A 10887-nucleotide genomic window follows, 5' to 3' on the forward strand; every position below is an offset into this window, starting at 1 on the left:
ATCGATCGGATGGCGGCATGCTCCAGGTTCAAAACGTCTTCAAAAGCTACCTCACCCCGCAAGGCCCGTTGCCGGTGCTGCAAGGCGTCGACCTGACGCTCAGGCCCGGCAGCAGTCTGGCGCTGATGGGCGAGTCGGGCAGCGGCAAGAGCACGCTGCTGCACCTGATCGCCGGGCTCGACAAAGTCGACAGCGGCAGCATCCGCAGCGGCGAACATCGGCTGGACCGGATGAACGAGGCGCAACTGGCCAACTGGCGGCGCACCGAAATCGGTCTGGTGTTCCAACAGTACAACCTGATCGGCAGCCTGCGGATCGAGGACAACCTGGCGTTTCAGGCGCGGCTGGCCGGGCGGCATGACCCGCGCTGGCAGCAGCATCTGGTGCAGCGTCTGGGGCTGAGCGAATTACTCAAGCGCTATCCCGAACAACTCTCCGGCGGCCAGCAACAGCGAGTTGCGCTCGGTCGGGCGCTGGCCGCGCAACCGAAACTGCTGCTGGCCGACGAGCCCACCGGCAGTCTCGACGAAGCCACCAGCGACGAAGTGCTGCGACTGTTGCTGGAATTGCTCGACGACACACCCACCACCTTGCTGATGGTCACCCACAGTCAGCGCGTGGCGGCGCGGCTGGCGGAGCGCGTGGTGCTGTCCAGCGGTTGTTTGACGTGAAGGTTTTTCGTCACGCGCTGATGGCGCTGCTCAGTCACTGGCGGCGCCATCCGGTGCAGTTTTTCAGCGTGCTGACCGGGCTGTGGCTGGCCACCAGTCTGTTGACCGGTGTCGAGGCGCTCAACAGTCAGGCGCGGGACAGTTACGCGCGGGCCAGCCAAATGATCGGCGGCGAGCCCCAGGCCAGCCTCAGCACGCCGAACGGCGCGACCTTTCCGCAGCAATGGTTCGTCGATCTGCGGCGTCTGGGCTGGCCGGTGTCACCGGTGCTGCAAGGGCGCCTGATTCTTAAAAATCACGAAAACCAGCGCCTGCAATTGATGGGCATCGAGCCGGTGTCTTTACCCGGTGACAGCGCGGTGGCCGGGCAGGCGATGCCGATCGAGCGCATTGTCGAATTCTTCACCCCGCCGGGCAGCACCTGGATTTCTCCCGAAACCTTGCGGGCGCTGAACCTCGCCGAGGGCGCGACGCCAACCACCGAACCCGGCCAGACGCTGCCGCCGCTGCGAGCGCAAACCGACATGGCCCCCGGGGTGCTGTTGGTGGACATCGGCGTCGCTCAGCGCGTGCTCGAACAACCTGATCAACTGTCGCGTCTGCTGCTGCCGAAGGATTTTCACGCCGACGTCCCGGCCGCGTTCAAAGGCCAGTTGCAGCTCAAGAGCAGTGGCGAGGAAAACAACCTTGCGCGATTGACCGAAAGCTTCCACCTCAACCTCGATGCCCTCGGGTTTCTCTCGTTCATTGTCGGTTTGTTCATCGTCCACGCGGCCATCGGTCTGGCGCTGGAGCAGCGCCGGGGATTGCTGCGTACTCTGAGGGCCTGTGGTGTCAGCGCGCGAATGTTGATCGCTTGCCTGATCGTCGAGCTCGGCGCGTTGGCGTTGATCGGCGGGCTGTTCGGCGTGGTCAGCGGTTACTGGCTGGCGAGCGTGCTGTTGCCGGATGTCGCCGCCAGCCTGCGCGGTCTGTACGGCGCGGAAGTGGCGGGGCAGTTGCGTCTGAGTCCGTGGTGGTGGTTCAGCGGCATCGGCTTGAGTCTGCTCGGCGCGCTGCTGGCCGGGGCCAATAGCCTGCTGCGGGCGGCGCGTCTGCCGTTGCTGGCGGTGGCGGATCCGCAGGCCTGGCATCAGCAACATGCACGCTGGTTGCGGCGTCAGGGTTGGGTGGCCGGCGTGTGTGCGGCGATTGCCTTGGCGGCGCTGGTGTGGGGCAACAGTCTCGCCAGCGGTTTTGTGTTGATGGCGGGGCTGTTGCTCGGCGCCGCGCTGGCGTTGCCGGTGTTGCTCAGTGCGTTGCTCAACGGTTTGCTCGGGCGCAGCCGCTCGGTGCTCGGGCAGTGGTTTCTCGCCGACTGCCGCCAGCAATTGCCGGCGCTGAGCCTGGCCTTGATGGCGCTGCTGCTGGCGATGGCGGCGAACATCGGCGCCGGCAGCATGACCGCCGGTTTCCGCCAGACCTTCAACGACTGGCTCGAACAACGGCTCACCGCCGAGCTTTATCTGAATCCGAGCAACCCGGCTCAGGCGCGAGAGCTGTACACCTGGCTCAAACAGCAACCGAGCGTCACCGCGATCATGCCCAACTGGCAGGTTTCGGTGTCGCTGCAAGGCTGGCCGGCGGACGTGTTCGGGATCATCGATCATCCGCACTATCGCCAGCACTGGCCGTTGCTCGAATCTCGAGGAGACGACCCGTGGGCGGCGCTGGCCAAGGACGATGCGGTGATGCTCAGCGAACAACTGGCGCGGCGCTTGAAGGTGACGCCGGGCGATCACTTGTCGATTCCCACGCCGGGCGGGTCGTGGTCGCCGCGCATCGTCGGGATTTACGCCGACTACGGCAATCCCAAGGGCCATGTGCTGGTCAACAGCAACCACCTGTTGCGCGGCTGGCCGCAGCTGACGCCAAACCGCTTCAACCTGCGCATCGACCCGTCGAACATCCCAGCGCTGCTCAGGGCCTTGCAGGCACGCTTCCAACTCGATGACAGCCGGATCGTCGATCAGGCGCGACTCAAGGGCTGGTCGGTGCAAGTCTTCGAACGCACCTTCGCCGCGACCGCCGCGCTGAACAGCCTGACGTTGGCCGTCGCCGGCGTGGCGCTGTTCATCAGCCTGCTGACCCAGAGCCAGAGCCGCCTCGGCCAGCTCGCACCGTTGTGGGCGCTGGGTGTGACGCGGCGGCAGCTGATGCTTCTCAATCTCGGGCAAACGTGGCTGTTGGCGCTGCTGACGCTGGTGCTGGCCTTGCCGTTGGGCATCGGTCTGGCGTGGTGTCTGGACGCGGTGATCAACGTGCAGGCCTTTGGCTGGCGTCTGCCGCTGCGGGTGTTTCCATGGCAGTTGCTGCAACTGATGGGGCTGGCGCTGCTGGCGACCTTGCTGGCCTCGGCGTGGCCGCTGTATTCGCTGTACCGCACGCAACCGGCGGACTTGCTGAGGACGTTTGCCCATGAGGACTAGGTTTGCGCTGGTGTTTTTGGCGTTGTTGCTCGGTGGTTGCGACAACCCCACAGCGGAGCAGAAGGGTTTCGCCGGCATGGGCGCTCAGGCGCAGGCGTTTACACCGGTGGTGCCGGGGCGGGTGTTCAGCTTCCCGGCGGATCACGGCGCCCATGACGGCTTTCGCATCGAATGGTGGTACGTGACGGCCAATCTCAAGGACGCGCAGGGCAACGATTTCGGCGTGCAGTGGACGTTGTTTCGCAGCGCCCTGAACGCCTCGCCGCAGCAGCCGGGCTGGGCCAACCAGACGATCTGGCTCGGGCATGCAGCGGTGACCTCGGCCAGCGTCCACCACGCCGCCGAGCGCTACGCTCGTGGCGGCGTCGGGCAGGCCGGGGTGCGTGCGGCGCCGTTCGAGGCTTGGATCGATGACTGGCGTTTCGTCAGTCAGGCGAGCGATCCGCTGGCCGACCTGCAACTCAGCGCCCGGGACAAGAACTTCAGCTACCAGCTGCGCCTGACCTCCAGCCGCCCGCTGGTGTTGCAGGGCGACAAGGGCTTCAGCCAGAAATCCGAACAGGGCCAGGCGTCGTATTACTACAGCCAGCCGTTTTTCCAGGCCAGCGGCACCCTGCAGATCGACGGCCAGACCTATACCGTCAACGGCCCGGCCTGGCTCGACCGCGAATGGAGCAGCCAGCCGCTGACCGCCAACCAGACAGGGTGGGACTGGTTCTCCCTGCATCTGGACGGCGGCGAACACGTCATGCTGTACCGCATGCGCCAGAAGGAAGGGGCGCCCTACCTGACCGGCACGTGGATTGCCGCCGATGGCCAGACCGAAACCCTGCACGCCGAGCAGATCAAGCTGACCCCGCAAGGCACTGCGAAGGTCGCCGGCCGTTCGATGCCGGTGCGTTGGTCGATTGAGATCCCGACGAGGAATCTGCAGATCACCCTCGATGCAATCAACCCCGACGCCTGGATGAACCTGCGCATTCCGTATTGGGAAGGGCCGGTGCGCCTGAGCGGCAATCGGGGCGGGCAGGGCTATCTGGAAATGACCGGGTACTGATTCCACGTACCGTGCCTGCGAAGGAATCGATTGGAACTCTGTCCAGGATGCCCCCTCTACCGAGGAACATGGCCGAGGATCCGATCCATGAGCGAGGAACTGAAATCTCCAGACCTGACGACCTGGCAGCAAATGTTTGACGATCAGACGTACTGGCAACAATCCCCGGATGCCCATTACTTCGATCTGCAGCGCATTGCTGACGATTTGCTCGGCCAAGGTGCCATCGATCTTGAGCAGTGGCAGATTCTCAGAGCCAAGGCCGATGACCTGCACAAGGACTCGCCCGCCATGAACGTCGCGCGGGAACTCGACGACCCCGAAGCCTGAGGAGGCCCGACATGAACACTGTCCCTGATAACGAGCACCCCGACGAACCTCGTCCGCCGGGTGAAACCGAGCGCGACAACGACGCACTGCGTCCCACCGATCCCAAACAGCGACAGAGCTCCGGGAAAGGCACCGCCAGTGGCGAGTCCACCGCGCAGGACACTGCGCAACGATCGCGGAACAAACCCTGAAGGGCGTCTATGCTCAGTGGCACATCCGTCGCTGACCACGTCGGCGATGGGTGCTGCCATCCATCACAGGGAATGTATCGCTTATGAAGCTCCAAGCACTGACGCACGCCATAGCACTTGCCACCGTCCTTTCTACGGCCAGCCTTTCGGCGATGGCCGCCGATATCCCGCTGTCGGCCGCTGTCGAGGCCGACAGGGTCACCACCAAAGTGCTGGCGGTTGACCCGGCCAATCATCAAGTGGTCCTGGAAGGCGCGGAAGGTCGCCAGGTGCACATTCAGCTCAGCGACAAGGCGAAAAACCTCGGAAATCTCAAGGTGGGGGATCTGGTCCAGATCGAGGTGACACGTTCGGTCGCCGCTTATCTGGACACCGACGTGGATAAAGGTCTGCCAGGCTCTACCGAGCGCACCGGTGAACTGCGCAACGCCGTGGGCAGCAGCAACCCCGGTGGCGAGGCTTTCCGCCAGGTTCAGGTCCAGTTGAAAATCACCAAAATTGATTTGGCGACAAACCAGGTGACCCTGGAAAACCCGTCGGGCCAGTCGAAAACCCTCAACGTCGAAAAGCCTGAGATTCAGGCCAAACTGAAAGATTTGAAAGTCGGGCAAAGCGTCGTGGTCACTTACACCGATGTATTAAAAGTGACCAGTCAGCATGAAAGTTGAGTATTGACTCTACAGAATGGCTGTTCTTGTACAAGTAATTGTATGAGAACAGTCATATGAAGTATTCGAGGTGGTGATGTCAGAAAGTTTGTCGGGAAATATCGACGAATATTTTCTTTAACTTTTCAGTACATAAATTTCATGTTGAAGCAGGACGACATATCCGCCAATTTCCATTAAAATCCTTCGCGTTCGCCCAGTGTCAGGGCTCTTTACCGGTGCATGGATTGCCAGGCCATTACACTGGGCGAACACCTCCTCGGAGTGGAGGCCAAAGAATTCAGATGCAAAAAGGGCGACTTTGAAGTCGCCCTTTTTTATTGTCTTACGATTTGGCGGGTCGCATACCCTGTTGTAACTGAAGGCGCTTGAGCGTTTCCTGATACATGGTGGTGCGGCGGTGCTGTGTGCCGTATCCACCGATCGCGGCCACGGTGCCGGCCTGGATGTGATCCAGGTAGCGGAAGATCGTCCGCGGCGAGAGGCATTTGATGCCGTAGCCAAGGTTGCTTAAACGATCCTGCAGCGTGTATCCCGGGACCCGGTCGTCCATCGAAAAATGCAGCCCGTGAGCCTTGATCAGCCGTGCATTCCACAAGGTGCAGAAGCTTTTCAGGTGAGTTTCCCGGTAGGGTTTTGGATCTCGGGACGGCAACCCGAAATGCTGTTTTGCCCGGCGGAAATAGTGTTTGAAATAACGCGAAGACAAACGCCAGGTGTCTCTAAGGACGCCGCGATCCAATTGTTCGACGCAACCTACCGCCGCGGTATCCAAAGATTGCATGCACTCATTCATCATCATCGAAAAGACAGTACTGTCAAAAACGAAAGTGTCGGTGTGCAGCAAAAACAGGTAATCGGTTTCAACTTTCGCAAGTGCCAGATCAAGTGCCTTGCCATGAGCAATATGCCCCGCTTCCTTGCCGGGAGAAGGGCGCTCGATCAAGTTGATCCAGTCCAGGGACCGCAAGTAAATCAGGCTTTCATCGGCGGAATCGTTGTCCACCACCCACACCGGAATTTGATGCTCCTTGACATACTGCTGGAGAAACTCCAGGCACATCCGGGTTATTTCCGGCGTCTTGTAATTGACCAATACAAGACTGAAGGCGGGCAGTTGTTTAGAGGTGGAATCGATCGCACTCATGGTCCGGGCTCACTTCAAGTTGAAGGGTTCTGCTGACGGCAATCAGCACACAGAACCGCTGCTTTGTGGCCCGGATGGTAGGGACGCAACCTTAGTTCAAGCTTAATTTCCGAGCGCCCGGGCCGGGCGACTTGTTACCGCTTGCGACGACGGCGAGGTGCTTGGCGACCAAGCGCGGTTACACGGTAAGATGCGCCGCCCTTTCAAGCTCAAGGAAGACAACGGCCCGCGCCGTTCGCCAAGGATGAAACCACTTTCCCTCTACCACCCGGCCCTTTACTGGCTGCGCGTGTGGCAAAAAAGACTGTTCCGCCACATCGCCTGGCACTGCTCGAGCAAACGCTACGCACGGCCTGCCACGACGTCCGAGCGCTTGCCTTACCGCTATCTCAAACATACCTCAAAACTGATCCGCAAACTCGGCGACTCCGACCTCGCGCTGCAACACAACAAAGTCATCAACCTCAAACTCGCCGTCGCCGCCATCGACGGCGTCACCATCGCCCCCGGCGAATATTTCTCCTTCTGCCGCCTCGTCGGCCGCCCGACCCGCCAACGCGGCTACGTCGAAGGCATGGAACTCTCATTCGGCGAAGCCCGCACCGGCATCGGCGGCGGCATCTGCCAACTCAGCAACCTTATCCACTGGATGGCCATTCACTCACCGCTGGTCGTCATCGAACGCGCCAACCACAGCTTCGACCCCTTCCCGGACGACGGCCGCGTCCTGCCATTCGGCTCCGGCGCGGCAATCTTCTACAACTACATCGACCTGGTACTGCACAACCCGACGGATCGCAGCTTTCAGCTGAAGTTGAAGGTGGGGGAGACGCAGTTGGAGGGGGAGTTGTTGTGTGATCGGGAGCGGGCTTATCGGTATCACGTGTTTGAAGTGGGGCATCGGTTTGTGCGGGAGGGGGAGCGCGTGTATCGAGAGAATGAGATTTGGCGGGAGGTGAGGGAGAAGGGGCAGGTGGGGGCGTTGGTGGAGAGGGAGCGGTTGTATGGGAATCGGGTGGTGGTTAAGTATGAGGTTTTGGACGCGTTGATCGATACGAAGTAATCATGGTTATGGAATTACTATTCTTCTGCCTCCATGAGTTTTCTGTATTTGGAAAATATAGCGGTGGCTTGTTTATCGCCATTAATAAGGTTTTCATAAAAATGAATATCTGAAGCCCACTCAGCGAAAACCAACTTGCTTTCCGGCTTTGATTTTAAGGCGAGAAAGCAAAGTTTCCAATGGCGCGAAAGTCTGCTATCGACAATTTCGAAAAAGTCAGCTGCGACAGGGATGGGATATTCATCATGGGTTTCTGAACACAGATAGTACCAAGGTTGGTTATCCCGAAATTCTATTCCGTAGACAATGTATTCTTTTCCTATTTGCAGGTCTAATTCGCCATCAGGAAGTGATATGTGTTTTTTTAATCTTGAGACGGTTTCTGGATTTGGTGCTTGATTGAGGTTATTTAATATACATACGACCTTCATTTGATGGAATCTCCAAGCTCTGAGGAATGTGGTGGGATTGTCTTCAAGAACATAATGTATGAAAGGTGTTGAAAAGGGGGGGATTTATTTTCTTCAGCGAAAAATAAATTTTGGTTTGTTATGCTTCAAGCATAAAATCTTCGTTTTTTTTAATAAATTCCATCTTGTTTTTTTGTTTTGAATTCCCCTAGGAATATCTCAGAATTTTTTAACGGGTTTCCTCTGTTATCGTACTTGATTGGTGCGTTGGTTAAAAATAAAAAAATATTCCAGTTTCTTTTTCAATTGCTATCTTGTTGAGCTTTACTATGTCGTTAAATACTTCAAGATGGCTACTATTAAACGCGTCGCTAAAGAATGCAAGCGTGGTTGCTAGATTTTTTGCCCCTTGATGGATTCATCTTCGTATTCGTCAATTAGCGTTCCCAAAATTTTATTGATTTTTTCAAATACTCCAGAATTGGAGAGGTCGGCGTATTGATCATTCGTCAATATTAGTTCAGCTAAATCACCTGGTTGAGCTTCGTCAATGTCTAGGCGTTGCATTGCAAGTGCGTTAAGGGGGGGGCTGATATTGTTTTCAATTAATGCTCCTTGTTTAATAAATATTAACAATGAGTGAAAAGGGGGCTAGGAGTGAAAAGGGGACAGATTTGTTTTCTTTAACGAAAAATAAATCTGTCCCCATCTTTGGTTGGATGAGATGTTGGATGTGGATGCTTTTAATCTTCTTCATTCCATTCCGCATGGGTCTCAATGGCTATTTTTAGCCACGCGCTAAAGTCAGGATGTTCTCCGTGAAGCTCCCATCCCTCTGAAGCATATGCATGTATTATTAGCACTTTTGGATTGCCGGATAAATCATCGCCGTCAAAGCAAGCAATATCATCATTCGCATTGAATTTGGCGAAAGGAACTAGAGTGCGGTTTGGGTAAAGGTTTTTTAGCGTGTTGTGCCAGTAATTTATTTTTCCCTCTTGATATATTAGTAACCACCAAGGTTCAATGTCCGGTTCAGGTTCCGTAGTCGCGAATTCTATGAATGTACTAGGGAAATTGTAGTTTTTCAGGTGTTCAATGCTGAGAAAAATTTTCATTTTGCCTGTTGGTTTTGAAATGCGGAAAAGGGGACAGGGGACAGGGGCAGATTTATTTTTTTCAGTAAAAAATGAATCTATCCACGTTGTTTTGTGGTTTTGATAGTCCCTTTTAGCTTTCTAGTGGTTGCTCTAGATAATAGTTAAATTTTTCCTCCCATCCGAAATTCACATCCTGTTGCTTTGTACGTTCAAAAATACTAATTATTTTATTGTACGAATCTCCCATGTTTTTTTGAGAGTATTCAGAGTTTTTCCATATTAAATTTACTGGGCGCTCCACGTCGGTGCTGAGTAGGTCCCATAAGGCGTTGAGATTGTTCCCATAAAAATCTGTCACCGCAAAAGCAATGGCTATTTTTTTATGGAACTCTTGCTCTGATGAAATGGTTAAGCCATCAAGTACAATTATCATTTTAAGACTCACTTTCAGGTTCCAATAGAGCTAACGGTTTCGTAGTGGTCGCTGGTTGTATAAAGAAGTCCATCGTTTGAATGAATTAGTCTTGTTCTTAGTGAAAAAAGGGGACGGGTTTATGTTTTTTAACGGAAAATAAATCTGTCCCCTTTAAATTGTTGTTAGGTTGATTCGGCTTTGGTCAGCAAGTTATTGAGTTCAGGTTCGATTTCTTCATGGGGGGTGTTTTTTATAACCTCTTTGATAAAAGGCACATACTTTTTTTCTATAGGGGCTTCTGCCCAGTCGAGTTCGTATATTGCAATTGTTTTTACATCTTTGTAATTCGATTCGGAAAGTAAAAGTTTCAGTATTTCTATTGAGCGTTCAGTACGGTCCTCACCCAATGAGACCGCGCAACGTTGTTGCCAATATTCTGGCTTGGAAAGTATCTCTGTTGTTAAGCGGTCCCATTGTTGTTTTGTAAAATCTATCAGGACTGTTTTTGCAACAATCTCCGTGGTGTATTCTGTCCAATTTGAATCTTCTGAATCACCAATCCAGGCACAAAATTTTTCATAAATCTCATCTTTTTCAAAGTTTCTCATGGAGTCGCTCCTGTTGGGTATGATGGAGTAACTGCGCCGTTTTCTTTGATAACCTACCATTCAACGCCATCAACAATTTTTGTGTGTTCGGTGACGAGAGCTCCAGGTTCATTTCTTAAGATTTTTCCAGGCTCTGCTGCTACTTCATCAGTAACTTTCAGTATTTTTGCGTCACTCCAACTCTTAGGTGCGAAGGTATGGTTGAAAAGGGGGCAGATTTATTTTCTTCAAATAATAAATCTGTCCCCTTTGGATTTCACTTTGGATTTCTTGCTTTTTCTTTTTTCGATTTTGTGGTTATAGCGGATATTCACAGCACCATGGTGTAGTGAAAAGCTCTGGATCGATATCGAGTTTTTCAAGTAGAGCGTTGATCTCATCCTCGGAGTTCATGGTTTCTATTTTTTCGATAGTAATATCGCCGTCATCTATGCCGTCGCTTGTTTCAAGTGTTTCGGTAGGAATTGTAAATATTACAATCGCGTATCGGAAGCTTTTTGAATGGTGGATGAATTCGTAATATTGGTTTGGGTCGTTGGTGAAGGAGTACTTGTAAATGGCATAAACTGAAATCCATTTTCTTAATGATGGTTCATCGGATTTTAGCTCTTGCGCAATGTTGTCGTAGCCTGTCCCGTCAAGCCCATACCATACACTTCGTGGGATATATTTTTGCGCTGTCATTTTTGCCCATCGAACGGATTCGGCCAATAAATTCGGATGACTTTTCCATCTTTTTAGTGAAAAGGGGACAGATAT

At 54.4% G+C, this 10887-nt stretch carries 14 protein-coding genes; 7 read left to right on the forward strand and 7 right to left on the reverse strand.

What is annotated here, in order from left to right; all coding sequences use genetic code 11:
- The first annotated feature begins 17 nt into the window (after positions 1–17).
- From ACM6JM_RS06360 to ACM6JM_RS06385, 6 genes are all read left to right on the forward strand, one after another.
- Positions 18–671, forward strand: a complete 654-nt coding sequence (locus tag ACM6JM_RS06360; RefSeq protein WP_414881486.1) for an ABC transporter ATP-binding protein — start codon at positions 18–20, stop codon at positions 669–671.
- Positions 668–3139, forward strand: a complete 2472-nt coding sequence (locus ACM6JM_RS06365; protein WP_414881487.1) for an FtsX-like permease family protein — start codon at positions 668–670, stop codon at positions 3137–3139. The genes ACM6JM_RS06360 and ACM6JM_RS06365 overlap by 4 nt, the downstream gene beginning before the upstream one ends.
- The gene (locus tag ACM6JM_RS06370; RefSeq protein WP_085613467.1) at positions 3129–4196 is read left to right on the forward strand and encodes a lipocalin-like domain-containing protein; all 1068 of its coding nucleotides are present in this window, start codon (positions 3129–3131) and stop codon (positions 4194–4196) included. The genes ACM6JM_RS06365 and ACM6JM_RS06370 overlap by 11 nt, the downstream gene beginning before the upstream one ends.
- An 87-nt stretch (positions 4197–4283) precedes the next feature.
- Positions 4284–4526, forward strand: coding sequence for a hypothetical protein (locus tag ACM6JM_RS06375; RefSeq protein WP_074687761.1), 243 nt, complete (start codon positions 4284–4286; stop codon positions 4524–4526).
- Between the two features lie 11 nt (positions 4527–4537).
- Positions 4538–4717 (forward strand): hypothetical protein, encoded by a 180-nt coding sequence (locus ACM6JM_RS06380; protein ID WP_039767781.1) that lies wholly within the window; start codon positions 4538–4540, stop codon positions 4715–4717.
- A gap of 83 nt (positions 4718–4800) precedes the next feature.
- Complete coding sequence (locus ACM6JM_RS06385; RefSeq protein WP_039767783.1) at positions 4801–5385, forward strand: hypothetical protein; 585 nt, start codon at positions 4801–4803, stop codon at positions 5383–5385.
- A 325-nt stretch (positions 5386–5710) separates the two neighbouring features.
- On the opposite strand, the gene ACM6JM_RS06390 is transcribed toward ACM6JM_RS06385, so the two are convergent.
- The gene (locus tag ACM6JM_RS06390) at positions 5711–6532 is read right to left on the reverse strand and encodes a glycosyltransferase family 2 protein (RefSeq protein WP_414881488.1); all 822 of its coding nucleotides are present in this window, start codon (positions 6530–6532) and stop codon (positions 5711–5713) included.
- Between the two features lie 244 nt (positions 6533–6776).
- Here ACM6JM_RS06390 and ACM6JM_RS06395 point away from each other — a divergent pair, with 244 nt between their 5' ends.
- Positions 6777–7595, forward strand: coding sequence for a VanW family protein (locus ACM6JM_RS06395; RefSeq protein WP_074687762.1), 819 nt, complete (start codon positions 6777–6779; stop codon positions 7593–7595).
- A gap of 17 nt (positions 7596–7612) precedes the next feature.
- On the opposite strand, the gene ACM6JM_RS06400 is transcribed toward ACM6JM_RS06395, so the two are convergent.
- The 6 genes from ACM6JM_RS06400 to ACM6JM_RS06425 all read right to left on the reverse strand — a co-directional run.
- A complete protein-coding gene (locus tag ACM6JM_RS06400; protein ID WP_414881489.1) occupies positions 7613–8026 on the reverse strand; it encodes a hypothetical protein in 414 nt (137 codons plus the stop codon).
- Between the two features lie 372 nt (positions 8027–8398).
- On the reverse strand, positions 8399–8572 hold the full coding sequence (locus ACM6JM_RS06405) for a hypothetical protein (RefSeq protein ID WP_414881490.1): 174 nt from the start codon (positions 8570–8572) through the stop codon (positions 8399–8401).
- A gap of 176 nt (positions 8573–8748) precedes the next feature.
- The gene (locus ACM6JM_RS06410; protein ID WP_414881491.1) at positions 8749–9123 is read right to left on the reverse strand and encodes a hypothetical protein; all 375 of its coding nucleotides are present in this window, start codon (positions 9121–9123) and stop codon (positions 8749–8751) included.
- 112 nt (positions 9124–9235) lie between these two features.
- Positions 9236–9550: a barstar family protein gene (locus ACM6JM_RS06415; RefSeq protein WP_414881492.1), complete on the reverse strand. Its 315-nt coding sequence runs from the start codon at positions 9548–9550 to the stop codon at positions 9236–9238.
- A gap of 152 nt (positions 9551–9702) precedes the next feature.
- On the reverse strand, positions 9703–10128 hold the full coding sequence (locus ACM6JM_RS06420; protein ID WP_414881493.1) for a HEAT repeat domain-containing protein: 426 nt from the start codon (positions 10126–10128) through the stop codon (positions 9703–9705).
- Positions 10129–10425: 297 nt separating this feature from the next.
- A partial coding sequence (locus tag ACM6JM_RS06425; protein WP_414881494.1) for a hypothetical protein occupies positions 10426–10887 on the reverse strand: 462 nt, incomplete at its 5' end.

Origin of the sequence: Pseudomonas sp. IT-P2 (genome assembly GCF_949767575.1) — a bacterium.
Lineage (GTDB): Bacteria > Pseudomonadota > Gammaproteobacteria > Pseudomonadales > Pseudomonadaceae > Aquipseudomonas > Aquipseudomonas pharyngis.

Excerpts from the sequence above, each read along its gene's own strand:
- ACM6JM_RS06360 (WP_414881486.1), top strand. The coding sequence starts at position 18 with ATGCTCCAGGTTCAAAACGTCTTCAAAAGCTACCTCACCCCGCAAGGC.
- ACM6JM_RS06370 (WP_085613467.1), top strand. The coding sequence starts at position 3,129 with ATGAGGACTAGGTTTGCGCTGGTGTTTTTGGCGTTGTTGCTCGGTGGT.
- ACM6JM_RS06375 (WP_074687761.1), top strand. The coding sequence starts at position 4,284 with ATGAGCGAGGAACTGAAATCTCCAGACCTGACGACCTGGCAGCAAATG.
- ACM6JM_RS06380 (WP_039767781.1), top strand. The coding sequence starts at position 4,538 with ATGAACACTGTCCCTGATAACGAGCACCCCGACGAACCTCGTCCGCCG.
- ACM6JM_RS06385 (WP_039767783.1), top strand. The coding sequence starts at position 4,801 with ATGAAGCTCCAAGCACTGACGCACGCCATAGCACTTGCCACCGTCCTT.
- ACM6JM_RS06390 (WP_414881488.1), bottom strand. The coding sequence starts at position 6,532 with ATGAGTGCGATCGATTCCACCTCTAAACAACTGCCCGCCTTCAGTCTT.
- ACM6JM_RS06395 (WP_074687762.1), top strand. The coding sequence starts at position 6,777 with ATGAAACCACTTTCCCTCTACCACCCGGCCCTTTACTGGCTGCGCGTG.
- ACM6JM_RS06400 (WP_414881489.1), bottom strand. The coding sequence starts at position 8,026 with ATGAAGGTCGTATGTATATTAAATAACCTCAATCAAGCACCAAATCCA.
- ACM6JM_RS06405 (WP_414881490.1), bottom strand. The coding sequence starts at position 8,572 with ATGCAACGCCTAGACATTGACGAAGCTCAACCAGGTGATTTAGCTGAA.
- ACM6JM_RS06410 (WP_414881491.1), bottom strand. The coding sequence starts at position 9,123 with ATGAAAATTTTTCTCAGCATTGAACACCTGAAAAACTACAATTTCCCT.
- ACM6JM_RS06420 (WP_414881493.1), bottom strand. The coding sequence starts at position 10,128 with ATGAGAAACTTTGAAAAAGATGAGATTTATGAAAAATTTTGTGCCTGG.